Annotated in this window: 20 protein-coding genes and 2 pseudogenes; 10 read left to right on the top strand and 12 right to left on the bottom strand. The window is 60.6% G+C overall.

Annotation, left to right across the window (positions count from 1 at the left end):
- Positions 1 to 9: 9 nt before the first annotated feature.
- From IPK17_RS04375 to IPK17_RS04345, 7 genes are all read right to left on the bottom strand, one after another.
- A complete protein-coding gene (locus tag IPK17_RS04375) occupies positions 10 to 561 on the bottom strand; it encodes a GNAT family N-acetyltransferase (protein WP_343416442.1) in 552 nt (183 codons plus the stop codon).
- Positions 558 to 1334: a toast rack family protein gene (locus IPK17_RS04370; RefSeq protein WP_343416441.1), complete on the bottom strand. Its 777-nt coding sequence runs from the start codon at positions 1332 to 1334 to the stop codon at positions 558 to 560. The genes IPK17_RS04375 and IPK17_RS04370 overlap by 4 nt, the downstream gene beginning before the upstream one ends.
- A gap of 6 nt (positions 1335 to 1340) precedes the next feature.
- A complete protein-coding gene (locus IPK17_RS04365; RefSeq protein ID WP_343416440.1) occupies positions 1341 to 2591 on the bottom strand; it encodes a sigma-70 family RNA polymerase sigma factor in 1251 nt (416 codons plus the stop codon).
- A 193-nt stretch (positions 2592 to 2784) separates the two neighbouring features.
- Positions 2785 to 3318, bottom strand: coding sequence for a hypothetical protein (locus tag IPK17_RS04360; protein ID WP_343416439.1), 534 nt, complete (start codon positions 3316 to 3318; stop codon positions 2785 to 2787).
- On the bottom strand, positions 3315 to 4955 hold the full coding sequence (locus IPK17_RS04355; RefSeq protein WP_343416438.1) for a DUF7088 domain-containing protein: 1641 nt from the start codon (positions 4953 to 4955) through the stop codon (positions 3315 to 3317). The genes IPK17_RS04360 and IPK17_RS04355 overlap by 4 nt, the downstream gene beginning before the upstream one ends.
- Positions 4955 to 5677, bottom strand: a complete 723-nt coding sequence (locus IPK17_RS04350; protein ID WP_343416437.1) for an ABC transporter permease — start codon at positions 5675 to 5677, stop codon at positions 4955 to 4957. The genes IPK17_RS04355 and IPK17_RS04350 overlap by 1 nt, the downstream gene beginning before the upstream one ends.
- Before the next feature lie 2 nt (positions 5678 to 5679).
- On the bottom strand, positions 5680 to 6588 hold the full coding sequence (locus tag IPK17_RS04345) for an ABC transporter ATP-binding protein (protein WP_343416436.1): 909 nt from the start codon (positions 6586 to 6588) through the stop codon (positions 5680 to 5682).
- 237 nt (positions 6589 to 6825) lie between these two features.
- Here IPK17_RS04345 and IPK17_RS04340 point away from each other — a divergent pair, with 237 nt between their 5' ends.
- The gene (locus IPK17_RS04340) at positions 6826 to 8094 is read left to right on the top strand and encodes a phosphotransferase (RefSeq protein WP_343416435.1); all 1269 of its coding nucleotides are present in this window, start codon (positions 6826 to 6828) and stop codon (positions 8092 to 8094) included.
- Positions 8095 to 8147: 53 nt separating this feature from the next.
- Here IPK17_RS04340 and IPK17_RS40975 read toward each other — a convergent pair whose 3' ends face one another.
- Complete coding sequence (locus tag IPK17_RS40975; RefSeq protein WP_502748375.1) at positions 8148 to 9656, bottom strand: family 16 glycosylhydrolase; 1509 nt, start codon at positions 9654 to 9656, stop codon at positions 8148 to 8150.
- A 358-nt stretch (positions 9657 to 10014) separates the two neighbouring features.
- Between IPK17_RS40975 and IPK17_RS04325 the strand changes: the two genes are divergently transcribed.
- The 5 genes and pseudogenes from IPK17_RS04325 (at position 10015) to IPK17_RS04305 (ending at position 13734) form a co-directional block, all read left to right on the top strand.
- Entirely contained in the window at positions 10015 to 10812 is a 798-nt protein-coding gene (locus IPK17_RS04325) for an Asd/ArgC dimerization domain-containing protein (RefSeq protein WP_343416434.1), read from the top strand.
- Entirely contained in the window at positions 10730 to 11023 is a 294-nt protein-coding gene (locus IPK17_RS04320) for an Asd/ArgC dimerization domain-containing protein (protein ID WP_343416433.1), read from the top strand. The genes IPK17_RS04325 and IPK17_RS04320 overlap by 83 nt, the downstream gene beginning before the upstream one ends.
- Positions 11024 to 11125: 102 nt before the next feature.
- A complete protein-coding gene (gene argB, locus IPK17_RS04315) occupies positions 11126 to 11881 on the top strand; it encodes an acetylglutamate kinase (RefSeq protein ID WP_343416432.1) in 756 nt (251 codons plus the stop codon).
- Between the two features lie 91 nt (positions 11882 to 11972).
- Positions 11973 to 12545 (top strand): hypothetical protein, encoded by a 573-nt coding sequence (locus IPK17_RS04310; protein WP_343416431.1) that lies wholly within the window; start codon positions 11973 to 11975, stop codon positions 12543 to 12545.
- Positions 12452 to 13734 (top strand): annotated as a pseudogene (locus IPK17_RS04305) (aspartate aminotransferase family protein). The gene IPK17_RS04310 and the pseudogene IPK17_RS04305 overlap by 94 nt, the downstream one beginning before the upstream one ends.
- 57 nt (positions 13735 to 13791) lie before the next feature.
- Here the strand turns inward: IPK17_RS04305 and IPK17_RS04300 are convergent.
- A complete protein-coding gene (locus tag IPK17_RS04300; RefSeq protein WP_343416430.1) occupies positions 13792 to 15576 on the bottom strand; it encodes a hypothetical protein in 1785 nt (594 codons plus the stop codon).
- Positions 15577 to 15670: 94 nt separating this feature from the next.
- Here IPK17_RS04300 and argJ point away from each other — a divergent pair, with 94 nt between their 5' ends.
- From argJ to carB, 4 genes and pseudogenes are all read left to right on the top strand, one after another.
- On the top strand, positions 15671 to 16882 hold the full coding sequence (gene argJ, locus IPK17_RS04295) for a bifunctional glutamate N-acetyltransferase/amino-acid acetyltransferase ArgJ (protein WP_343416429.1): 1212 nt from the start codon (positions 15671 to 15673) through the stop codon (positions 16880 to 16882).
- Positions 16883 to 16975: 93 nt separating this feature from the next.
- The gene (carA, locus tag IPK17_RS04290) at positions 16976 to 18103 is read left to right on the top strand and encodes a glutamine-hydrolyzing carbamoyl-phosphate synthase small subunit (protein WP_343416428.1); all 1128 of its coding nucleotides are present in this window, start codon (positions 16976 to 16978) and stop codon (positions 18101 to 18103) included.
- Entirely contained in the window at positions 18100 to 18324 is a 225-nt protein-coding gene (locus IPK17_RS04285) for a hypothetical protein (protein ID WP_343416427.1), read from the top strand. The genes carA and IPK17_RS04285 overlap by 4 nt, the downstream gene beginning before the upstream one ends.
- A 4-nt stretch (positions 18325 to 18328) precedes the next feature.
- Positions 18329 to 21518: pseudogene (gene carB, locus IPK17_RS04280) on the top strand (carbamoyl-phosphate synthase large subunit).
- Between the two features lie 39 nt (positions 21519 to 21557).
- On the opposite strand, the gene IPK17_RS04275 reads toward carB, so the two are convergent.
- The 3 genes from IPK17_RS04275 to IPK17_RS04265 form a co-directional block, all read right to left on the bottom strand.
- The gene (locus IPK17_RS04275) at positions 21558 to 22694 is read right to left on the bottom strand and encodes a HEAT repeat domain-containing protein (RefSeq protein WP_343416426.1); all 1137 of its coding nucleotides are present in this window, start codon (positions 22692 to 22694) and stop codon (positions 21558 to 21560) included.
- A gap of 13 nt (positions 22695 to 22707) precedes the next feature.
- The gene (locus IPK17_RS04270; protein WP_343416425.1) at positions 22708 to 24303 is read right to left on the bottom strand and encodes an Hsp70 family protein; all 1596 of its coding nucleotides are present in this window, start codon (positions 24301 to 24303) and stop codon (positions 22708 to 22710) included.
- A gap of 198 nt (positions 24304 to 24501) precedes the next feature.
- Positions 24502 to 26247 carry a nucleoside kinase gene (locus IPK17_RS04265; RefSeq protein WP_343416424.1) on the bottom strand — a complete coding sequence of 582 codons (1746 nt, stop codon included), beginning with the start codon at positions 26245 to 26247 and terminating at the stop codon, positions 24502 to 24504.
- Between the last annotated feature and the right edge of the window lie 69 nt (positions 26248 to 26316).

Raw genomic sequence — 26316 nt, 5'->3', positions numbered from 1 at the left:
GTTGCACCCTTACCGCAGCGATTGGCTGAAGTAGACCGCGATGTCTCGATTGCGAAATTGCTGATCGTTATAGCCACAGAAGGCGAAGCCGCTGTGCTGGCAAAACTGGATCGCCGGGTAGTTCTTAGTCTGCGTTTCGATGATCAACCGGGTCAGGTCGTGCTCTTTCGCCCACACGCCCGCAATGGCGACGAGGCGCGCGCCCACGCCCATGCGGCGGTGCGACCGGGTGACGACGATGTCAGTGATCAAGCCGATCTGGTTGAGGTAGTCGCGGCGCATCGCCAAATAGCCGATGACGCTGCTGTCGTCGCGGCGGGTGGCTACGAGAAAGCATTGGTTGCCGGGGAGCATACTGCGCAGGCGTTTTTCGTCGGCTTCGTGCGCCACTTCGATGACGCGGGGCAGGCGTTCACGCCGGAAGCTGATGTGCCAGCCTTCTTCCTGCCGGATGGTCATCTGCCAGACCGTATCCGTCTCGAAGCTGTGATCCAGCGCCAAGGCGTCCGGGAGATCGGACTCTAAGCCGTCACGAATTTGAAAAGGGGTAGGGGTACTCATGCAAGGTAAGCGTCCCCGAATGTCCCGCTGACATAAATGTCCACCAGCGGACCATCACCCTCGCGGGCGAGGTAGGCGCCAGCAGCATCGTCGCGGGTGTAGCGGTTGTCATCGACGTGAATCTTGAAGAAGCGCGCGCCGCTCACGGTCACGCGGGCATTGACCCCGGTCGGGACCAGTACCTGAATATTGCCGAGTGTCGATTTGAGGATGAGCGGTTCAAAGGCTTCAGCCGGGGCGATGAGGCGAATGTCGCCAAAACCCGTCGCGATCACGGCACGCTGGACGATCAACCCGGTGAGGTCAAAATTGGCTTGGCCAAGGTGCGTGCTCACGAGCAGCGTCCACGGCAGGTCGTGCGCGAGGTTCATTGACCAATCGGCGAACGACAGCCACGGGGTGGCCGCGCGATTCATAAGGAGCGTAGCGTGATTGTCCTGAACATCGAGGGCGGGGCGGCTGTTAACCGCATATTGTCCGGCGATCAAGCGGCCTTCGCGCTGCAGGGGCTGCGCGCTCACGTCGATTTCGCCCGCGCTGATTTCCAGCGTCGCGCGTTCGACGCTGCCGCGCGTAATGCCGAACGTGCGGGCTTCCCCACCCGAAAGCAGGTCACCGCGCAGGAGGATGATCGCGCCGAGGATCACGAGGATCAACGGCGCGAAGGCTCCCACATTAAAATCCGCGAGCAGGAGGAAGTTTTGCAGCAGTAAGACGATCCCCAGCGCGATCAGCGCCAGTGATCCAACCAGCATTCCTCGGGTAGCGCGCACGCGGGTCTACTCCTCGTAGAGATAATCGCGCAGAATGACATGCGCGGACGACTGACGCAGGCGGTTAAGCGCCTGAGCCTCCAATTGTCGCACGCGTTCGCGCGTGACGCCAATCGCTTGCCCAACTTCTTCCAAAGTGTACACGCGACCGTCTTCGAGACCGTAGCGCAGGCGCAGAATTTGCGCTTCGCGGGCGGGCAAGCGGTCGAGCGCGGCGTTCAACTGCTCGTGGAGCAGGTTGGTCGCCACTTCTTCGGCGGGGGCGGGGCTGGTCACATCTTCGACGAAATCGCCGAAGGTCGAATCGCCTTCTTCGTCGATGGGCGTTTCCAGGCTGACCGGGCGGCGCGCGATTTCCAGCAGGTTTTCCACCTTGTCGGGCGTCGTTTCCATCCCGGTTGCCAGTTCGTCAATCGACGGCTCGCGGCCTAGTTCTTGCGTCAGGCGCATTTGCACGCGGCGCATCCGGTTAAGCTGATCGCCCATATGGACGGGCACACGAATCGTGCGTCCCTGATCGGCGACAGCGCGGCTCACGGCCTGCCGGATCCACCACGTCGCATACGTGCTGAACTTATGGCCACGCCGGTATTCAAACTTGTTGGTTGCGCGGATCAAGCCGATGTTGCCCTCTTGAATGAGGTCAAGGAACGGCACGCCACGCCCGATATACTTCTTGGCGACGCTGATCACGAGACGAGCATTCGCCCGGACGAGATGTTCCTGCGCGGCTTCGCCATCGGCGACTTTTTCGCGCAAGGTGTACACGTCATCGAGCGGCAGTTCGTCGCCGCGCTCCGCGAGAATGTCCGAAGCGTGCTTGCCGATTTCCATTCGCTTGGCAAGACTCACTTCTTCGTCTGCGGTGAGCAGCGGTACGCGACCCGCTTCTTTCAGATAGAGTCCGACAACGTCATCGCTGTCGAGCGCTTGCTGATAACCCAAATCCTCGATCAAATCGTCATCCCGATAAAACACGAGGTCGGATTCATCTTCCTCCACCATATCCAATCCCATATCGACATCCCCATTCTGTCCCATGTTATACAAGGAACGAGGGTCTGGTTCGCTCTGAGAGACGACGTCGATGCCTGCATCGAGCAGTTCTTCCATGACGTCATCAAGCAAGCTGATGTCGCGTTCGGCATCAGGGAAAACGGCCAGCAAGTCATCATAGCTGAGGCTGTTGCCTTGCTTACGCGCTTTCTCGATGAGTTGGTTACGGAGTTCGTCTTTCTGTACCATTACCGTAAGCATACACTATGCACCACACGCGATACACCGTCGTTTACAGAACATAAATTAGACGAAGTATCACGAAGAATCTTACGTCTAAACTAAGATTATGACGCAAAAGAGGACGGCTGACTAACAAGATAACAGGCAGGAGATGTAGAGCCTGCCTGTCCCTAACTGCGATCAAACAGAATATCGAGTATTAAAAAATCTGTCAAGCAACTGGCGGATTTCTTAATACACTGATCAGGAAATCTACGGCGGCACGCTCCAAAATATAGATTTCTACCCGTTCGTCCACCGCCGCATAATAGCCGGTCTCCGTTGGGTTGCGAAAGCCTACCACGATCCCATGCGTTGTGCCATCAGTTAGTACAAATTCGACAGTTAGTCCCGCAATCGGCACGAATCCGTACACGCTCAGGTCGCTTTCAGGCTGCAGCGTGGACGTGTACGGCAGCAGAATCATGGTGCGCGCGATCAGGTCAGCGACCGGTGTGTTGAGCATGCCGCTGGCCTCGGGAGCGGTCCACGTGCCGTCGACCGCTCGGTTGAGCACAAACGTCAAGCCTTCACCGGGACTGTTGAGACGGACTGCCTGAACATCAGTATCCGCGAAGCCGCTGAATACACGGTTTTCGGCATACGGCGACGGTTCTTCGGTGGGCTGCGACTGGAGCAAGACCAGCGCCGCCAGCACAACGAAGACCACCGCGAAGATCACCATTAAACGACGGTCGCGTTTCATCGGCGCACCCGCCGCGCCCAGATCGCCAGCCCGGCGACCAGCACCACACCCGGCATCATGATCAACGTGATGAAGCTGATCAGGTCGAGCGTTGCGCTGTCGATGAAGATCAGCGGGACGCCCGCGCTGTAACCCTGCACGCCGAAGCGGATTTGCTCGTCCATGCCCGTCAGCCACGCGATGCCGTCAGTGAAGAGTACCCCATTGCCGGACGCCGCCAATACCGATCCGTTGCTGACGAAGTTGCTGTCCCCGACCATGAGGATCTTCGCCCCGGTCGTCTGATCCCATGACCACACGACGGTGGTTAACTGCGGCGGCAGGTCGGTCGCGGGGTCATAGCTGTAGGTGTTGGTATCGCCGAGCGTGCGCAGGTCGGTTTCGCCATAGCTGACCTCTGATGACAGCGTAATCTGCCCGTTGGCGATGTCGGCGGGCGCGGTTTCGAGATCCACTTGCAGGGCGCGCGCCACGCTGAACAGCAGCGGGTTCTCCGCCGGATCGAGCCGTTCGCCGAGCGAGGTCGCCGTGTAGACATAGGCAGCGATGATGTCGAGCGGGGTTTCGCCGCTCGTATCTGGCGATTCGACCACCGCGGCGTCGAGCGCGCGAATGCCGTAGTTGGCCCACAAATAGGCGTTGAACGCGCCGTCCTGCTTGAGGAAGGGATCCTCGTTGTAGAGCACATCGGTCATGATGAACAACGCGCCGCCCCGCGCCAGATAGCGGTCGACCACGGCGATTTCGGCATCGGTTAAGTCGGTGAGCGGACGCACGAACAGCACCGCGCCCGCATCGCGGGGAATATCGCCGTTCGCCGCGGCGATGTCGCTCAAATCGAGCGGTAACGTGACGAGCCCACTCTCCTGCATGCCCGCGTTGATGCCAGACACGCCTTCCTGCGTGCTGTCGAGCGGATCCCGTTCGCCACTGCCCGTGTCGAAGTAGACGCGAATCGAGCCGGAGATCAGCAAGCGCAAAATCGCCTGGGTGATGTCGCGTTCCTGATTGGCCGTGCGCGGTACCCGCGCCAGCGTATTGAAATCGACCGAGCCATCGTCGTTCAAATACGAGACGAACACCTGTCCATCTTCTTCAACACCGTAGCGTGACGCCAGCGCGGGCTGTTCGTCAGGATCAATATACAGGCGGGTGACTAGTCCATCGGAGGCCGTCTCGTACAGGCGGAAGAACTGATCATCGATTTCGCGGGTGGGCAGGTAGTCGGAGGTGTAAAACCCGGTGATACGAATGGGGCGGTAGAGGCGCCGGAGAATGCCTTCGGTCTCCGCGCTGAGCGTGAAGCGCTGCCCCTGCGTGAGATCGAGCGTGAGCGCGCCGCGCTGAAAGAACAAAAAGGCGAGCGCGACGATGCCGATGAGCATGAGCGTCGAAAACACGGTGACCGTGCCGAAGCGCATGCCGCGCCCGGTGATGAAGGCGCGGAATTCGGTCGGCGTCATGACGGCCCACAGGACGATGCCAACCAGACCGAGGACGAAGGCGGCAATGATGTAGGGGGTCACGCCGCCTTGCCAGATCAAGCCGATGACGGCGGCGATGAGCGCGGCCACCCCCATGTAGCTGGCGAGCGTGGCGATATGCCCGCGCCGGATGATGATCGGTTGTCTCTGCATCAGCGCACCCTGTTCGATTCGATGACGCGGATCGTCACATACAGCACGACGGTGATGATTCCGGCGAAATACACGATGTCTTCGGCGCGAATGAGGCCGGAGGCGAACGAAGTCGAGAAGTGGCCTTGCAGCGACAGCGCGCGCACGACGCGGGCGACATCGATGTTGGCGACAATTTGCCCCGCCTGATCGCCCATCCACATGAGGAACAATACGATCATGCTCAGGAATGCCGCAACGATCTGGTTTTCGGTCATGGCGGAGAAGAGCATACCAACGGTGAGCGTCGCGCCGCCATACAACCAGATGCCGACATACGCGCTGATCGCCGCGCCGATATCGGGCTGCGTGATGCTCAACAGGATGAACTGGTAGATGAAGGTGAGGATCATGAGCAGTGTGAAGTAGAACCACGCGCCGAGGAACTTGCCGAACACGATGCTGGCATCGGTGACGGGCGCAGTCATGAGCAGTTCGAGCGTGCCCTCACGCCGTTCTTCCGCAAACAGGCGCATGGTCAGGAGCGGCGCGAAGAAGATCATCGTGAAGGACATGACCAGCGGCACGAGCGCGGGTTCGGCGGGTTTGAGGGTCATGCTGCCCTGCAGGTCGCTGTTGAACAGCACCCCGGTCAGCACGAGCACCGCCGCCGTGATCAGGTAGGCAAAGGGAGAGGCGAAATATTGCCCGACTTCGCGGCGGAACACAATCCATGTCGCCATGGCTAGCCCTCCTTCACCAGTTCGAGGAACACATCTTCAAGCGAGGTGGTGACCGGGCGCATTTCCAGCAAGGTCACACCCGCCGCGCTGATGTGCGCCGAGAGTTCGCCGCGCACGTCGGTGTTCGCCTTAACCGTGAAGCCGTCGCCGCTGCCCTCGACATGGGTCACACCGGCGACGCTGGCCAACAAGTCGCGCACTTTCTTCTTGTCTGCACCGCGCGTGACCACATAGAGCGTCGAACCGGGTTGGAGTTGGCGGCGCAAATCCGCGGGTTTGCCCTGCGCGACAATTTTGCCGTGGTTGATGATCAGAACACGGTCGCAGACCTGTTCCGCTTCGCTCAGAATGTGCGTGCTGAACAGCACCGTGTGATCTTGACCGAGCGCCCGCACCGCGTCGCGCACTTCGATCACCTGCTGCGGGTCGATGCCGATGGTCGGCTCGTCGAGAATGATCACGGGCGGGTTGTGCACCAGCGCCTGCGCCAAGCCGAGCCGCTGCTTCAAGCCTTTGGAGAGGTGGCGCACGAGTTGATTCTGGCGGTCGGTCAGGTGAAAGCGGGCGAGCGCCGCATCGACGGCGGGTTTGCTCGCTTTGACGCCGCGCAGCTTCGCCCAGAAGGTCACATAGCCGCGCACGGTCATATCCGGGTAGAGGGGGACGCGTTCCGGCAGGTAGCCGACATTCCGCCGTGCTTCCAGCGAGTCCTCGACGATGTCGTGTCCGGCGATCTGGGCGCTGCCGGTGGTCGGCGGCATGAACCCGGTGAGCATACGCATGGTCGTGGTTTTGCCCGCGCCGTTCGGCCCGAGCAGCCCGACGATTTCGCCCTGTTTGGCGGTGAAACTGATGCCATCTACGGCGAGACGATCACCGTAGCGTTTGGTTAAGCCTTTGGCTTCGATCATGAGTCGTGGTATCTCGATCTGTGCTTCACAACTTCGATGCTAACCCCGGCCATAGGGAGCGTCAAGCGGGCAAAGGCGTGATCTATGCAATTTCGAACAAAATCCCGGTAGAATGAGGTGCAGTCAAGGAGGTCGCAACGTGATTCGTTAACTGATCCTTTGGAACGCTTCTCATCGGTTTTGACCGGGCATTCGCCCCTGCTTTGATTCGTCCAAAACCAGCCAAAGGATTTAAGCATGACGCATACTGACGTGTTTATCGTCCTCGACAGTGACCACAGTGTACTGCTGATCGATGGTCTTCTCCCCCAAGTTTCTCATGATTTTCATTTCTGGCAGGCGTGTGCCGAAGCTAACCGCGCGCTAAAAACCGCCTTCGGTATTGAAGTGATCACGATCCGTGTCACGCAAACCGAGTGGGGCGATGACACGCGCTTCACCTACCTGATGCAGTACCGCGGCGGCGATCTCCCGCCCAACGCGGCGTGGACATTTCCCGACCGTGCGTCGCCAGCCGCGCAAGCAGCTTTGGCATGGTTGGTGACCGAACATCCGCACCGCGTCCCGTGGTATCGCCCAGATTTTTCCGACCAGATCACACAGACCATGCATGATCGGTTCGGCACGGGGACTCACTTAGAACAGGTCCGCTCGTGGGGGCGCTCGGCGATCTGGCGCTTGCAGATCACCGACACGACCGCCTACCTCAAACTCGTGCCGCCGATGTTTGCTCATGAACCGCAGTTGTCGGCGTGGTTGGCACAGGCGTTCCCGCAGTGCGTCCCGGCAATCATCGCGGCTGAACCAGGGCACTGGTTCGTTATGGCGGACTACGGTGGCGTGTCGCTGTTTGCTGAGAGCAAGCGCGAGATCACGTTGTGGGAGCGGTCGCTCCGGGAGTATGCGCGGTTTCAGCAGGCGACCCCCGCCGCTATGCCACGGCTCGTCGCCGACACGGGGGTGCCTATTCGTGACTTGACGTGGATTGAGGCACGCTGGCGAGCACTGCTGAGCGACGAGGATACGCTGAACCGGGGTTATCAACCAATCAGCGCCGAGGAGCGCGCCCAGCTTGTCGCCGCTGCGCCAAAGATCGCGGCGGCGGTGGAGCGGCTGCGGGAGGCGGAACTTTCGACGCTCACGCATGGCGACTTTTGGGCAGGCCAGATTGTGCAGACCGAGGATGATCGCGTGTTGTTCACGGACTGGTCGGACGCGGCCGTCGCGCATCCGTTCTTCGACGTCGCGTTCTTCCTCGCGGAAATCAGCGCTGACCTGCCGGATGTACCCGGCGCTAAAGATCGCTTAGTGCAGGCGTATCTCAGCGAATGGGGTGAACTCGGCAGCACAGAGGCGTACGCTGCGGCGGAGATCATCGCGCCGCTGTACACCGCGCTGCGCTACCACCACGATATTCTGCCGCGCATGGAGATCGCGTGGGAGATGGAGAACATGCTGAACTACAACCTGCGGTTGATGCTCAAGGCGTGTACGGAACAAGCCTGAGCAGAGGGTAGGGGCGCACGGCCGTGCGCCCCTACAATATAAATCATAAATCGCTATTCGCCGGCTAGTTGATACACGCGCACGTAGTCGACCAGCATGGTCTGCGGGAACTGTGTCGTTTCGTCGGGATAGCCCGGCCAGTTACCGCCCACGGCGAGGTTGAGCAGGATGAAGAAGTCGTGATCGAAGACCCACGGGTTGCCGCGCACATCAGCGGGCGTGAGCATGTGGTAGAGCTCACCGTCGACATACCAGCGGATCGCGTCCTCGTCCCACTCGACCGCGTAGACATGGAAATCGTCGGCGTAGGGCGTATCGGAGCGCACCGAACTGCCGATGCCGTTTGCGCCCGAATAGCCGGGGCCGTGCACCGTGCCATAGATCGTGTTCGGTTCGCGTCCGATGTATTCCATAATGTCGAGTTCACCGCTGTTCGGCCAGCCAACCGTCTCAAAGTTGCCGCCGAGCATCCAGAACGCCGGCCAGATCCCCTGACCGAACGGCAGCTTGATGCGCGCTTCGACGCGCCCGTAGGTGAACTCGAACTTGTCGTTCGTGATCAGGCGGGCGGAGGTGTAGAGGCACGTCCCATAGTGGCAGGTGGTGTCGGGTAGCGTTTCCTGCCGCGCGACGATGGCGAGGTTGCCGTCACCATCCAAAGAGGCATTTTCGACACGGTCGGTGTAGTACTCCCATTCATTGTTGCCGAAGCCGTGCCCGCCGATTTCCGCCGTCCATTTGGTCGTGTCGATGGGTGTACCCGCCGCGCCATCGAATTCATCCGACCACAGCAGTGTCCATTCGCGTGAATTCCACAAGTTCTCAGCCTCCAAATCGAGTTCAGGTTCCGCGGCAGCGACAACCACTTCCTCACCCTGCCAGATGACCACATCGCTGCCGCTGTCGGTCACCAGTCCCATATCATCGAGCAACACGGTGCCTGTTCCGGCGGGCAGACCGACTGCATACCCCGAAACCGCATCCAATCCTAAGCCGTCATTGGGCGCGCCGCCGGGCTGGAAGTCGGTGCGCCGTTGGAACAGTTCAAACGGAATGACGAACTGCCGCCACCCACTGAAATCGTCGGGGATGCGGTAGAAGTAGCGTTCGGCGGTATCGCCGGGTTGGGTGGCGCTGCGATTGTCGAACAGATCGATTTGAATCTGCGCACCGCTGGCGCTGCCGAACAGCCAGAAGGTCAGCGCGCTGTAGGGCGTCCAATCCATGCTCGTCCAAGCCGCGCCATCGGTGAAGGCATGCGTAAAGCCGCCCCAACTGCCGATGTCATAGTCGAGCGCGAGCACGGTGTTGGCGGTGGTCATTGTGGTAGGAAGGGCGTAGGTCGATGCGCCGACAATTTGCCGCGCGGAGAGCACCACGTTGCCCGGTTCGCTGCCCCACGGTACAAAACCGACCGCGGTATTGCTCTCATCCAGCACAAGCGGCACGCCTGCTTCAAAGTCGTCAATGATGAGATCTGGCGTAATGGGGTCAGCCTGGGCGCTCACCTGGATAGCCAGCGCGAGCAGCAGGGCGAGTACAAGTAACAAGCGTTTTGGCATCAGAACTCCTATCAAAAAACATTTCTGCAATCGCTCCCAGAGTGTACCACCAAGCGTTGGATCAACCAGATTTTTGATCGCGAAACACCAGTTGACAGCGGTGCAGGGATGCGCTATATTTTTCGCGCATTCATTAAGGTGAACAATGTACAGCGTCTCGTTACCCGAAATCCGTCGTCGCCGTCGCAGCCCGCAGACCACTGAGGTCACGCAGGGATTTTTGCGTTAGGCGTAACGAGACACGACCGCGAAGCCAAAGCAATCCCCCTGACCTCAGACGAGAGGCAGGGGGATTTTTTATGCATTGGGCACGAAGTGGCGCGCTGAGACGCGCTTGGTGAGCACAAAGGGGAAATACATGCAGCAGCAGCGAGTCCGCGTCGGTGTTTACGGCGCATCGGGGTACGCGGGGCAGGACGCGGTCGAAATCCTGTCACAGCATCCGTGTGTCGATTTGGTGTTCGCCACATCGGGCACGTACGCGGGCGATGCCGTCCCGTTCACGAACCTGCGCTACATCAAGCCGGATGACGCGCCGCTGGAAAGCGTTGACGCGGTGTTTCTCGCGCTGCCGCACGGTGTCTCTGCGCAGACCGCGAAGAAAGCCGAAGCCCACAATGTCCGCGTGATCGATCTGTCGGTCGATCTGCGCCTTGATACGCCCGAACTCTACCAGAAGTGGTACAGCCACCCCCATCCGCATCCCGAACTGCTGCCGACACCCTACGGCCTGCCGGAACTCAACCGTGAGGCGCTGCGCGGCGTCGACCGCATCGCCGCGCCGGGCTGCTACCCGACGACCACGCTCCTCGGCATCTACCCGCTGCTGCGCGCCAACTGGCTGGTCAACGAGCGCCCGATCATCGTAGACGCCAAATCGGGTGTGAGCGGCGCGGGACGTGAACCGAAGCCGAATACCCACTTTGTCGAAGTGTATGGTAATTTCTCGCCGTATGGTGTCGGGCGGGCACACCGCCATGTCGGTGAAATTGAGCAGGAAATGAAGAAGATCAACCCGGAACGCCGGGCTGCTGATCTTCACGCCGCACCTGCTCCCCGTGGATCGGGGCTTGATGGCGAGCATTTACGTCGAACTCGCGCCCGGCCATACCAGCGCCGAGGTGCAGGCACTCTACGAGCAGACCTACGCCAATGAGCCGCTGGTCGATGTGCTGCCCAAAGGCCAGCTGGCGACACTGAAGCATGTGGTTAAGACCAACAAGGCGGCCATCAGCATCACGCCGAACACCGATCGCTATGTCCACATCACCAGCGTGACCGATAATCTGCGCAAGGGCGCGGCGGGGCAGGCGGTGCAGTGTTTCAACCTGATGTACGGCTACGACGAGACGACAGCTCTATTGTAATTTCCACCCCCCGACCCCCATGAGGGGAGCAAACAGCGCTTGCTTGCCCTCTGAATCGGGAGAGGGATGGGGAGGGCAAAGACAGAGATAAGGTGAATCCTAATGCCTGCACCAATTGTCATTAAGATCAGCGGTCACGAACTCGACAGCCCGGATTTTCTGGCCGAGCTGGCTGCAACACTGAAGCACTTTGACACGCCTGTCGTGATTGTGCATGGCGGCGGCAAAGAGATCACGGCGCTGCAAACCCGGTTAGGCATTGAGCCGCGCTATGTCGACGGGCTGCGCATCACCGACGCCGAGTCGCTGGCATTGGTCGAAATGGTGCTGTGCGGTACGGTCAACAAGCGCATCGTGCGTACACTGGTGAATGCCGGGATCGATGCGGTCGGCTTGAGCGGCGTCGATGGCGGGCTCGTCAGCGCGGACAAGATGACGCACGAGTCCGTCGATATGGGCTACACGGGCGAAGTCACCGCCGTGCGTGTCGATCTGCTGGTCGACATGCTCGATCAGGGCGTCACGCCCGTGATCGCGCCGATTTGCCTGGGCGAAGACAGCAACTTCAACGTCAACGCCGATCATGTCGCCGGGGCGGTGGCGGCGGCGCTGGAAGCCGAGAAGCTCGTGTTCGTGAGCAACGTCGAAGGCGTGCTCAAAGATGGCGTCGTTATTCCGCAGTTGACGCCAAATCAGGTGGGCGAGATGATCGCCGATGGGACGATCTTCGGCGGGATGATCCCGAAGGTCAAGACGGCGCTTGAGGCGCTGGCCGAAGGTGTAGCACAGGCGGTGATCACGAACCTGAAAGGCTTGTCCAGCGGCGGCGGGACGGTATTCGCTGAAAAACTGGACTGAGGACTAAGGACTGTGGACTGAGACACCTGCTCAGTCCTTTAACCTCAGTCCTCAGTCCTTGATGAGAAGGTTGGGTGGAAAGCGTGGTGCAGTGTCTGAGGAACGCAAGCAAGCCCTTTACCAATTGATCCGCGAGCTGTACCGCGAGAAACAGGCGGGTGAGATCGTCGAGTCGTTCGAGAAGGTGTTCGCGGACGACAGCGAAGACGTCGAGGCGGTACTCGATCACTGGTTGGACTTCTACCGGTTGCAGAAGTACCGCCGGTCTAAGGTGCGCCGCCGCCCGACCTACCGCGAACGCGTGACCGCGTGTTCGGCGTGTGGCTATCCGGCATCGCACCGGCATCACCTGTGGGACATCGCCATGCACGGCGAGAATCGGGTGACCATCCAGTTGTGCGCGAACTGTCACGAGCTGCATCACCTGATGTACAACGCCCTCGTGCGCGACTCGGAGTACAGCCGCAAATTGGTGCTCCATGTGCTGTTTTCGGGCAAGATCAGCGCAGACACGGCGGAGAAGATTTTGGGATGGTGTTTAGCGACCGTCCGTTATGAAGCGAATAACGGATGGATCGAACAGGGCAGAGATTTGCCCGCATGGGTCGAAAATCAATTGCATTGGACGGACTTTATCAAGCAGCAGTCAGCAGAAAGAGGGTAAGAGGGGTGGTTCATCCGATCATAGAGCTGGAAAACACACACATCGTCCAGTCGTACAAGCGCCCGTCGTTCGTGTTGGTCGGCGGGGAGGGGATGACGCTGTACGACAATTCTGGCAAAGCCTACGACGATTGGGTCGCGGGCATTGCGGTCAACGCGCTCGGCTACAGCGATCCCGGCCTCACCGCTGAGATCCAGAAGGCCGCGACAGGCTTGATCCACACGAGTAACCTGTACTACACCGCACCGCAGGCCGAACTGGCGACGGCGCTGTGCGCGAAGTCGTTCGCCGACCGCGTGTTCTTCACCAACAGCGGCACGGAAGCCAACGAAGGTGCGATCAAGTTTGCGCGCAAGGTCGCCGCGGACAGCGGCGTCCCCGGCAAAACGCAGATCGTCCACTTCAGCCACGCCTTTCATGGGCGCACGATGGGGTCGCTGGCGCTCACGCCGAAAGAAAAGTATCAGAAGGCCTTCCAGCCGCTGATGCCCGACGCTGTGCTGGCTGAATTCAACGACATTGCCTCGGCGGAAGCGGCCATCAGTGCCAAGACGTGCGCGGTGTTCGTCGAGCCAGTGCAGGGCGAAGGCGGCATTTATGACGCGTCACCCGAGTTTCTCGCGACGCTGCGCCGCCTGTGCGATCAATATGGCGCGGTGCTGGTGTTCTACGAAGTGCAGTGCGGCATGGGACGCACGGGCGACCTGTGGGCGCATACCCAGAGCGGCATCACGCCGGATATTATGACGCTGGCCAAGCCGCTGGCGGGTGGTCTGCCGATTGGCGCGATTTTGACGACGGAAGCGGTTGCGTCACACATTCACCCCGGCGATCATGGCTCGACCTTCGCCGGTAACCCGTTCGTGACGGGCGTCGCCAAGTACGTGCTGGACCGCATCAGTCAACCGGAATTTCTGGCACAGGTCACCGAGACGGGCGAATACCTCGCGATCGCCTGAGCGAAATCAACAGCCCGCTGGTCAAGGAAGTGCGCGGGCGTGGCTTGATGGTCGGTCTCGAACTGACCAAAGACGTGTCTTCGGTCGTCGAAGCGGGTTATGAACAGGGTCTGCTGATGGTCAGCGCAGGCGTGAACACGATTCGGTTTGTGCCACCGCTCATCGCCACCAAGCAGCATGTGGATCGTCTGGTTGAACGCCTCACCACCATTCTCGCGGAGCAGGCCTAAAGGTGATTATTCAGGAACAGGGTGGGACGCAGAGGATCATCTGCGCCCCACACGTGCTTAACTTCCGCCCAACCCGCCCAGTCCGGGGGGCGTGGGCGTGGCATTACTGCCCACTCCGCCCAGACCACCCAAGCCGCCGCTTGCCGCTGCGGCCGGGACGCGGATCGATTGGAGGATGCCGAGCAGCAGCGCGTCGTTCCGCGCGAAATTGTTCGGCGTTCCCGTCGCTGTGATGTAGGCGAGTTGGTCGCCAAACAGCACGAGCGCGAGATAGCCCTGTTCCGTGCCAGCAATTTGCACGATCAAACCAGTGTTTGCGCCGATAGTTACAGGTTGCGCGGCTTCGATGACGCGATAACCCTGGCCTTGCAGTCCGCTCACGACCTGATCCATCAGGGCAGTCAAGTTGGGCTGCGCGGGATCAAGGTTCACGGCGGCGGCATCGTAGAGCAGGATCAAGCCGCCGAGGCCGCTGATGGCTCCGCTTTCCGCCAGTTGGGGATTAGCCGAGGCGAGCCGGGTTTGCGCCGCCTGATCGCTGTCGCCAAAGGCGAAGGCGTCGTTTGTCGCCACAAAGTCCAGCGTGACCCAGTTCGCAGGGAGTTCCACCGACAGGCTGTCTTGCGCGGCGCGCACGGTGATAGTTTCGTTGATCAGCGGCGCGACACTGCCAACGTCAGCCGCCGGGATGCGGATCGTTTCGATAATCGCCAGCATCTCCGCTTGATGGGCGTCGAGCGCGTCGGTCACGACCAGCACGATGACGAACTGCTGATTGGCGAACAACACACCGAGATAGCCAATGCTCGTCAGCGCCAATTGACCGGGATACGCACCGCCGAAGGTATGATCAGCGGGCTGCACGATGACCTGCACTTCGCCCGACTCGATGCTGGCAAGCAGCTGCTGCATCAACGGTGCAATCGTGGCTGCGGTGACTTGCGTGGCGTCCAACTGCGTAGTGTCGACGACACCGATCAAACCGCCAACGCCCGCAAACGTCTCGATGCCCGTACCATCGGTGATCAGGGTTGTAATCGCATCTGCGGCGGCCTGGGTGCTGCCAAAGGCGACCACATCGTCAAAGCCTTCGATTGCAGCGCTGTGGCTCATCCAATTGGCGGACAGACCCACCGAAAACTGATGATTGGGGCTGCGAATGAGGCCGCCCGCTGTTTCGATGGGTTGTGCCACCGGATTCGGCTCGACAGCCGGGGGCTGAACTGCGGTCGCTTCTTCTGCTGGAATGCGAATGCTGTTGAGGATCGCTTCCAACTGTGGGCGCAGGCTGTCAAAGTTGCGCTGCGGTACAGCCCCGAGACTGACTTCGGCAATGCCGAGGGGTGTCTCAAATACGCCGACAAAACCTTTGGCACTGCGGGCGGGGATTTCGACTACAATCAGCGACGCCGAGTATTGACCGCCAAGCAGCGTCGACTGCTGTTCGAGAATGCGCGCCCCTTGCGGGGTCAAGTCTTGAATGATGCCTTGCAGCAGCGAGGTGATCGCCAGTTGGGTGGACAGCCCACTCGTCAAGCGCGTATCAACAATGCCGATCAAGCCGTTGCTGTGCGGGGTGGTCAAAGCGGTTTCGCCGCCCGTCAAGGTGCCGAGCAGTTCCTGGAGCGAGGCGGCGTTGTCGCCAAAGGCGAATGCGGAGGTGAAAACGGACGTTGCCGTGTCTTGGGACATCCAACCAGCCGGTAAATGGACGGAAATGGTCCCATCCAAGGTGCGCGCAAACTGTGACAGTGGGGCGATTTGTGCGCTGAGGGGGTAAAAACTGACGCTCAGGGTGAGCAGGATGAGTAGAGAGACGAGGAGTCTGCGTTCAAGTTTCATGGAGTCGTTCCTTTCTGAAAGCTGAACCGCACACAACTACATTGTAAGCTCGGTTGAGGGTTTTGTGAAATCTTTCGCAAAAAGGGGAGAGGCAGTGGAAGCCGAAAACTTATCGGTGCTGGGGTTTAAAGTTGCCGGGGTAAGTGCGGGACTCAAAGCGGATGGCGCGCTTGACTTTACGCTCATCGTCAGCGAGACCCCATGCACGGTGGCGGGTGTGTTCACGACCAATCAGGTCAAGGCGGCGCCCGTGCTGGTCGACATGGAGAAGGTCGCCGCCAACTCGGCCGGGATGCGTGCGGTGGCCGTCAATACCAAGTGCGCGAACGCGTGCACCGGGCAGTTGGGCATCGAGAACGCGCACAAGATGGCGCAGCTCACCGCCGATAAGCTCGGCGTGCCCGCTGATAGTGTGCTCGTCATGTCGACGGGTGTGATCGGCACGCAGCTGCCGATGGAGAAGATCGCGCGTGGCATTGAGCTCGCCGCCGACGCACTCGGCAACGACTGGCTGAGCGCGGCGCAAGGTATTATGACGACGGATACACGCCCGAAAGCCGTGCATTTCGTCTTCCCGATCAACGGCAAAGAAGCCCATTTGAGTGGTATCGCTAAGGGCGCGGGGATGATTGCGCCGAACATGGCGACCATGCTCAGCGTGATTGTCACCGACGCGGCCATCAGCCAGCCCGATCTCGATGCGGTGCTCAAGCGCGTCAACGAAGGCACGTTCAACAGCATTGCTGTGGATGGTGACACGAGCACTAACGATACCGTTCTAGTGCTGGCGAACGGCGCGAGCGGCGCGACCGTTGATAACCCGGCGGCGTTGGAACAGTTCGAGATCATGCTCGGCGCGGCCTGCGAATTGCTGGCGCGCGAAATTGTGCGCGACGGTGAAGGCGCGACCAAGTTCATCCAGATCACGGTGAGCGGCACGCAGAATAAGGACGACGCCCGCAAGATCGCCAACACGATTGCGACCTCGCCGCTGGTCAAGACCGCGTTCTACGGCGCGGATGCTAACTGGGGACGCATTCTGGCTGCGGCCGGACGCGCGGGCGTGACGCTCGACGCGGGCCAGCTCAGCCTGTCGATTGCGCCACTCAAGGGTGGTGACGCCGTGCAGCTCATCGCGCACGGTGAGCCGACCGGGTACAGCGAAGCCGCGGCCACCGCCATCATGCAGGGGACGGAAATCCGGGTTGATCTCGACTGCGGCCTGACGAGTGGTAACGCCGTTAAGGTGTGGACGTGCGACCTCAGCCATGACTATGTGTCGATCAACGGGCACTACCGAAGCTAGACGACCTTGTAGGGACGCCATTCTTGGCGTCCGTTTTTTAGATGGCGGCGGACGCGCAGAAGCGCGTCCCTACAATGACATTGAGGACAACGAATGAAAGCATTGATCGCACTGGAAGACGGGCGGACGTTCGCCGGGACGGGCTTCGGCGCGGATGGGGTGCAGACGGGGGAACTCGTCTTCAACACGTCGATGACCGGGTATCAGGAAATATTGACCGATCCCTCGTACCACAAGCAAATCGTCACGCTGACGGTGCCGCACGTCGGCAACACGGGTATCAACCCGCAGGACGTCGAGTCGGATAAAGTGTGGGTGGCGGGTTTCGTTGTACGCTCGCTCTCCCCGGTAGTGAGCAATTGGCGGTCGCAGCGCGACCTCGACGGCTACCTGCGCGAGCACGGCGTGATCGGCATTTCGGACGTGGCGACGCGCGCGCTCGTGCGCCATATCCGCGAAAAGGGCGTGATGCGCGCGGCCATCGCGCACGGTGAGGCAGCGGAAGACGCGGCGGCACTGGTCAACATCGCGCGGCAGTCGCCGGATATGTCTGGTTGGAATCTCGTCGATGATGTGACGTGCGCCGAACCGTACAACTGGACACAGACGAGCGACCCCGGTTGGTATGTTAACCATCCCTATGATCCCAACGGCGCGCTGATTGTCGCCTATGACACGGGCATCAAGAAGAACATTTTGCGCATGATGACCGACCGCGGGCTGCGCGTGACCGTCGTCCCGGCGACCACGCCAGCCGATCAGGTGCTCGCCATACATCCGGCGGGCGTCTTCCTGAGCAACGGCCCCGGCGATCCCGCCGCCGTCACGAGCATGATCGACAACACGCGCAGTCTGCTCGGCAAAGTGCCGATCTTCGGCATCTGCCTCGGGCATCAGATTCTGGCGCTGGCGTTGGGCGGCAAGACGGAAAAGATGCGCTTCGGGCATCGCGGTGGCAACCAGCCCGTCAAGAACCTGCTCACGGGCGTGATCGAGATCAGCTCGCATAATCACGGCTTCGCGGTCACGCCGGACAGCGATCTCGGCGGCGCGGAAGTCACGCACATCAACCTGAACGACAACACGATTGAAGGGCTGCGCCACGAGGGACTCGGCGCGTTCAGCGTGCAGTATCACCCGGAAGCCGCACCCGGCCCGCATGACTCGCTCTATCTGTTTGACGAGTTCGTGAATCGAGTCAAGGGCACAGTCAGCGTATGACGACCTCTGCCGCGCCGACCCTCCCTGATGCAACGTCAATTCTGCTGTTCACGGCAGGTGTGGCGCTCATCGGCGGGGGTTGGTACAGCAGACACTGGTTTCGCCAACACCCGCGGCTCACCATCACACTGCTGATCGGTGGCGCGTGTGTCTTGTTCAGCACGGCAGCAATCGCGGTCTGGCTCATGCTCGACGAGTTCCAGAGCGCCCTTACGAAGTGAGCTTATGCCAAAACGAACTGACATCAAGACGATTCTCGTCATCGGCTCTGGTCCCATCGTCATCGGGCAGGGCTGTGAATTTGACTATTCCGGCGTGCAGGCGTGCAAGGTGCTGCGCGCGCAGGGCTACCGCGTGGTGCTGGTCAATTCCAACCCCGCGACCATCATGACCGATCCCGAATTTGCGGATGCGACCTACGTCGAACCGCTCACGCCGGAAATGCTCGAACGCATCATCGAAGCGGAACAGCCAGATGTGCTGCTGCCAACGGTCGGCGGGCAGACGGCGCTCAACTTGTCCAAGGCGCTAGCGGAAAGCGGCATCCTCGCCAAGCACAACGTCGAATTGATCGGCGCGGTGCTGGAAAGCATCGACCTCGCCGAAGATCGCCAGTTGTTCAAAGAGGCGATGGTCGAAGTCGGCTTGAGCTGCCCGCCGAGCGAGATCGTCAGCACGGTTGAAGAAGCGCTGACTGCGGCGGAAACGCTCAACTACCCGTGCCTCATCCGTCCATCGTTCACGCTCGGTGGCTCGGGCGGCGGTGTAGCGTTTGATGAAGCCCAACTGCGCGAAATCTCCGAGCGCGGTATCAAGCTCAGCCCGGTCGGGCAGGTCTTGATCGAAAAGAGCGTGCTCGGCTGGAAAGAGTACGAACTGGAAGTGATGCGCGACGTGGCGGGCAACTTTGTCGTCGTCTGCACCATCGAAAACCTCGACCCGATGGGCGTGCATACGGGCGACAGCATCACGGTCGCGCCTGCGCAAACGCTCACCGACAAGGAATTGCAGCGCCTGCGCAACATGGCGCGCATCGTGCTGGATAAGGTCGGCTTGGCGACGGGCGGCGCGAATGTGCAGTTCGCCGTCAACCCCGCCGACGGGCAGGTGTACGTGATCGAGATGAACCCGCGTGTGTCGCGCTCGTCGGCGCTGGCCAGCAAGGCGACCGGTTTCCCCATTGCCAAGATCGCAGCGCTGCTGGCCGTCGGCTACACGCTCGACGAAATCCCCAACGATATCACCCGCGTGACCCCCGCCAGCTTCGAGCCGTCGCTCGACTACGTGGTGGTGAAGATCCCGCGCTGGGACTTCGCCAAGTTCCCCGGTGCTGATCAGACGCTCGGCCCGCAGATGAAGGCCATCGGCGAAGTCATGGCGATTGGCCGCACGTTCGCCGAGGCGCTGCAAAAGGGCATCCGCTCGTTGGATATCGGTATGCTGGGCTTCGGCTATACACTGCCGCAGACCGCGCCCGAGGCGCTCAAACTGCCGACCGCGCAGCGCTTGTTTCAGGTGGCCGCCGCGCTGAGTCAGGGTGTGACGCCGCAGGAAGTCGCGAGAAAACGGGCTTCGATAGTTGGTTCGTCGCCCAGTTGGCCGACATTGACGACCTGCGCGACCAAATCAGCGAACGGAACGTCGATCAGCTCAGCGCTGCCGAGTGGCTCGAACTCAAGCGTTACGGGTTCAGCGACGCGCATCTCGCGCAGATTCTGCACACGCCGCCGTTGACGATCCGCTCGGCGCGTAAAGCGGCGGGCGTCATCCCCAGCTACTACCGTGTGGATACGTGCGCGGCGGAATTTGAAGCGCACACGCCCTATCTGTATTCAACTTACGAGGAAGACGACGAAGCCTTCCCGACCGACCGCAAAAAGGTCATGATCCTCGGCGGGGGGCCCAACCGCATCGGGCAGGGCATCGAGTTCGATTACTGCTGCGTCCACGCCTGTTTCGCGCTCAAAGAACTGGGCTACGAGACGATCATGGTCAACTGCAACCCGGAGACGGTCAGCACCGACTATGACACGGCGGATCGCCTGTATTTTGAGCCGCTGACCTTTGAAGACGTGATGAACATCGTCGATCGCGAACAGCCCGACGGCGTGCTGGTGCAGTTCGGCGGGCAGACGCCGCTGAATATCGCCCGCGCGCTGCATGAGTCGGGCGCGCCGATCTGGGGCACATCGGTCGATACGATTGACCTCGCCGAAGATCGCAAGCGCTTCAATGCGCTCATGGCGCAGTTGGACATTCCGCAGCCGCCCGGCGATACGGCCATGAACCGCGAGGAAGCCCTCGCCGTTGCGCACAAGATCGGCTACCCGGTGCTCGTCCGTCCCAGCTATGTGCTCGGCGGGCGCGGCATGGCGATTGTGTTCGACGATGATATGCTGGTGCGCTGGATTGACGAACACATCCAGTGGACAGGGCATCCCGTGCTGATCGACCAGTTCCTCGACGACGCGTTTGAATTCGATGTGGACGCGCTGTGCGACGGCGACCACGTTACCATCGGCGGCATCATGGAGCACATTGAAGAAGCGGGCATCCACAGCGGCGACTCGGCCTGCGTGCTGCCGGCCTACAAAATCAGCCAGTATCACGTGGAAATCATCCGCGAGTACACCGAACAGATTGGCTTGGCGCTGGGCGTGAAGGGGTTATTTAACATCCAGTTCGCCATCAAGGACGAGATCGTCTACGTGCTGGAAGTGAACCCGCGCGCCAGCCGCACCGTACCGTTTGTCAGCAAGGCGACGAGTGTGCCGCTGGCGAGCTACGCCGCGCAGATCGCCGCCGGGAAGACGCTGGCGGATCTCGGCTTTGAAGAAGAGCCTGAAGTCGATGGCTTCTTCGTCAAAGAGGCCGTCCTGCCGTTCCAGAAGTTCCCCGGCGTTGATGCCCGACTTGGCCCCGAAATGCGGTCGACGGGCGAGGTGATGGGGCACGCCTCAAGCTTTGGGCACGCCTTCGCTAAGGCCGAAATGGCCGCCAGCACACGCTTGCCGCTGGAAGGCACGGTCTTCATCAGCGTGAACCCGTTTGACCGCGGGGCGGTGACAAAAATCGCGCGGGATTTGCATGGCATGGGCTTCAAACTGATTGGAACGCGAGGTACGGCGGACTATTTGACGGAACTCTGCATCCCGGTGGAGCCCATCAACAAGGTGAGCGATGGATCGCCGCATGTCGTCGATCTGATCCGCGCGGGAAGATCGACCTGATCATCAACACGCCGCGCGGCGGTCAAGCGCATTACGACGGCGGGCTGATTCGCGGGACAGCGCATCTGTACGGCGTGCCGATCATCACGACGATGAGCGCGGCGCAAGCGGTCGTGCAAGCGGTGCGCGCGCTGCGCAAGAAACCGCTCAAGGTGCGCAGCTTACAGGTGCATCATCAGGTGTAGATGAGAATAACGCCGGAGGCTTTGAGCCTCCGGCACTGTTTACACTCCCGCACTCGCGTGCATGGCGCTCGTTTCATACTTGATGGGCGGACGGCCGCCGCGATCCTGCATGATCTGGTCAGCGACTTGGCGCACGCGCCCACTATGTTTGAGGGCATCCTGTAGAATTTCGTCGGCAGCATCGGACATGAGGCTGGAAGCCACCCGCACCATATGCGCTTTGACGGTTTCACTCTGTTCGACCAGATAGGCGCGCTTGAGGACGCCGGGGGTGCGGTCATGGCGCATCCACGCCAGCGGCCAAACGACGGCCATCCGCACATCGTCCATATCGTCGAGTAGGGCCGTCTCCAGCGCGTCGATCAGCAGATCGGCAGATTGGGTCTTGGCGACATCAATCTTCAGGTAATTGGTGGCGTGGAAGAAGCCGCGCAGAATCTGCTGGCGCGTGACGCCCGTCGTGCGCCCGATGATGCCCGAGAGTTCCTGCAGCCAGCCTTCGCCCGCCAGTTCGAGCAAGCTCAGCGTTGCCGCGTATTTCACGTCGGGATCCGGGTCGTTCATCGCCTGCCGGACAACGGGCATCGCTTCCGGCGTGTCATTCTGACCGAGCGCTTCTAACCCTTTGATGCGGACTTCCGGGTCTTCCGCGGAGAGCACGGCTTCGAGGACGGGCACCGCCGCCGAGTCCTGACTGTTGCGCAAGCCCCACGCTGCCGCCATCTTGACGTCATCGCCTTCGGCTTTGAGAATTTCGGTCATCAATTGATACGCGTTGAGCTCGCGCAGGTCGCAGAGCGCATAGATGGCCGCTTCGCGCACGCGTGTATCATGGTCTTTGAGCGCCTGCCGCAGCAGCGGTTCCGCGGAAAACCACGAGAAGCCGTAGAGATGCCGGGCGACGCTGGCGCGGGTCGGCGTTTCGCCTGAATTGAGCGCGTTCTGCATGATGAGGCGGGCTTCGCGGTCACCCCGCCGACCGAGCATCTGCGCGGCGTTGTAGCGCACGTAAAACTCTTCATTGCGCAGCATTTCGTCGAGCGCGGGCAGCGACACGGCGTCGGGTGGCAGGATGTTGAGCATGCTGGCGAGCTTACGCAGCGACAGACGCTGCTCGCCGCGCGCGTTCGTCTGCAAAGAGAGGCGGGGTTCACGCCCCGTGATTTGGGTCGTCATTTCCAAGTCTTTCCTAATGCAGTGTGACTACCACAACATCCTGTAAAAGCTTCCGGCTGGTCTGGAGATCGGTCACGGTCACCCGGAGCTGCCGCCGCGCATCCACGCTGAATTCAGCCTTCAAACGATCACCGCCGGGTTGACCGGGCGGGATGAGCGCGGCGAGCGTGGTCGCGTCGGGGTTCAGCTGGACGATCTGCTGACCTTGGGTGTTGGCCTGCGCGACGAAAACCGCTTGGCCGTCTTCGTATTTCACTTCGATCATGGCGACCGAGTCAGTGTTGATTTCGCCGATGACAAATTCAACATCGCGCTGGTTAGGGTGCGCCGCGCCGAGCAACACTTCAATCGGTGTTTCCGTCGGGTAGCGGCTGCCCATCGGGATGATCTCGTCATAGCTGTGCGTGTTGGTCGCTTCGTCGAGATGCCGAATGCCGTAGCTGTGCACGAGGTAATCCTCCAGCCCGTACCCGGCGGCGACTTGCAGCGCCCCTTCGCCGACCGCGGTGAACGGCTTATCGGCGCGCACGGCGGTATCGGTGAAGTAGCTTTTGAGCGTCGCTTGCACAGACGGCATCAGCGACGTACCGCCGACCAGCAGCACGTAGTGAATGTCTTCTTTGAAGATGCCGCGCTGCCGGGCAACATGCATCACCTTGTCGACGACGCGGCGGAGCGCAGTGTAAAAGCCATTGGCTTCCAGCAGCTTTTCGAGGTCTTCGCGCGTGTAATACACGCTGTAGGGGCGACCGCCCGCCTCAAACAGAATGGACGTGCTCTCTTCCGTCGAGAGTTCGATTTTGGCCGTCTCGCAGCGGGTGAGCAGCAGCGGGTAATCCTTGCCCAGCGTTTTGATTGACAGCCCTGACTTTTCCAGCACATCCGCGACCATCCACTGATCGACGTCGCTGCCACCGATGATGCGTCCGGCTTTGGCGATGACCTTGGCAGTGTGGTGGGCGGTACTGTTGCGCCGCAGCAGTTTGAGCAGGCCACCCGTCTTCTCGCGGCTCTCCGGCAGTTCGACCAGTGAGATATCGAGCGTGCCACCGCCGAAGTCGAAGACCAGCACGATGGCGCCCGGTTTGGTCACGGCGTAGCCGAGCGCCGCCGCCGTCGATTCGTCGACGATGCGGATTTTGTTCTGCGTGACTTCGTCGAACATGTTGTTGAGCCACGCGAGGTAGCCTTCAAAGGATGCGACGGGCGCGGTCAGTACCAACTGATCCAGCTCGTCGAGTCTATAGGGGAGCGCGCTGAGTAAGGTGTGGACAAAGGTTTTGCCCGCGTCGTTGTCGCCCCAGACCTTGTCGTCGATCGTTCGCGGTTCGGGTGCAGGCGAGGTGACAATGCCCCGTTTGAAATTGCGAAACAGACGATTATCTTTCTGCAAGTCCAGCTTTTGATAGCGGACTTCCTGACCAAGCGTCACTGCCCCGGTCTGGCCGTCCCGGATGTAGATCAGGGAGGGCACGACCGGCGGGTATTCGCCATCGCCCAGTGTGCCGATATCCGGCAAAGTGACGACTTCGGGTGCGCCAGTCGTTTCGTTCCAGTGCGCAATCACGCTGTTGGTCGTGCCAAAGTCGATTGCCAGTTTATGTGCCATGTGAGTTCTCTAACGAGATGACAACGGAAAATAAATGATCCCTAGAAGAATTGTAAGGCACATTCTCAATTATGAGCATGAACCTGCGCGTGAATAATTGTGAAAAATGTTGGCGTTGGGACATGTGTCAATAGACCGGGGGTGAGCGGGGCAAGGTTCATCTTGCCCCTGAGCCGAGGTGTGGACCGGCGACCGCGATCAGAATCCCTGATCACTCGGGTGATAGGCATCAAGAATTGAGCCACCAATGAATTCGCGCAGCAGCGAGGTATCCGGAATGCGGGCTTCCTGCGTTTCGGTGAACGGCTGCACCCAGCGCAAAAATGAAAGCAGGCGGTTGGCTTCAATGTGCGCGGGCGTCCCCGGTTCGACTTGCAGCAGCAGCGGTTCGACGAGTGGGCGCAGCGCGGCCAGTTCGTAGGCGAGCGCTGAATTAAACATCACGTCGGCGTTCTCCTGAAACGGGAAGATGTTCTTCTTCTCGCCCCGGCGCACGCTCTCCCAGCGCAGAATCGTATCGGTGGCGCTGTAGCCGCGCCGCGCGGCATCCCGGGCGATGCGCCGCAGCAGGCGGACGTCGGTCGTGGGGACGCGGTTGTGGAAGTCGATGTTCAACTGAGTGAGCGCGGACACATACACCCGATAGACTTTCTCGTTCGGAATCTCCGTGAGCAAGCGCGGATTCAGCCCGTGAATGCCCTCGGCGATGATGATCTGATGGTCCTTCAACTGGCTGGGGCGGTCGGGAAGGCTTTTGCCGGTCAGGAAGTCAAATTTAGGCGTGATAACCTGCTCTCCTGCGATGAGGGCGGCGAACTGCTCATTGAGCAGCGGCAGGTTGAGCGTTTCCAGCGCCTCGAAGTCATAGCCGCCGTCTTCGTCGCGCGGCGTCTTCTCCCGGTCGACGAAATAGTTATCCATTTCCAGCGTGAAGGGACGCAGACCATGCGCCAAGAGTTGAATCGAGAGACGCTTGGAGAAGGTCGTCTTGCCTGAGGACGATGGCCCGGCGATCAAGACAATGCGCATGCCCTGATCGCGCAGGCGGTCGCTGATGGTGCGCGCGATATAGGCGATACTCTGCTCATGGAGGGCCTCGGCGACGAGGATGAGTTCCTGCATGCGGTCTTCGCGCACGAGGCGATTGAGCGTCCCGACATCCTGCAAGTTCATCTTGGTGAGCCAGTCTTCCGCTTCCTGAAAGACCTGATTCACTTTGGTGTAGGTCTTCATCGGCTGCAGGGCGGTTGGGCTGCCTTGGCGCGGATACTGCAGGACGAAACCGCCTTCGGTCGGCAGCAGTCTGAATGTCTGGAGGATGCCGGTCGATGGCAGCATGTAGCCGTAGTAGTAGTCGGATCGCCCGCGCAGCGTATACAGGATCAGCCCGTTGCGCGTGCGGCTTTCCAGCAGACGCAGCTTGTCGTCGTCGCCGCGCTCTCGGAACAGCGCGACCGCTTCCTCCAGCGTCACACTCTTTTTGTCGATGGGGTCATTCGCGGCGACGATGGCGCGCATGTGCGCCTCGACCCGCGCCACCTCTTCGACCGTGAACGGCGCCCGGTTGCGCAGAATGCAGAACATGCCGCCATCGGGTACGGCATAGCTTACGCTGACTTTGACCTCGGGGAACAGTTCGCCGACGGCGGTGACGAGCAGCAAAATCAGCGAACGGCGGTAGATGCGCCCGCCGTCACTGGTGGAGAGCAGGACGGGCGTAAGCGAGCCATCCCGTTTGATACTGTAAGCTAATTCGCGCAGTTTGCCGTCAAAGATGCCGGCAATGGTCGGACTGGTGTACTGATCCGGATGTTGATCGCGGTCGGCGCGCAAAAAGTCTTCGATGGTCGTGCCGACTGGACCTTCCAGCACCTGGCCGGAGGCCAGGGTCACGCGGACGGTATCCCGGGGCTGCGAGACGACAATGTGGGGTAATGATGTCATGGTAGTTCGAACTCTTACTATTCGTATAAAGCCGACTCATTGTACCACTCGTGTGTCAATTCGTTATAA

Source organism: Candidatus Flexifilum breve (genome assembly GCF_016713355.1).
The sequence above is the reverse complement of the archived record's forward strand: the minus strand, read 5'-3'. Positions and strand labels throughout refer to the sequence as shown.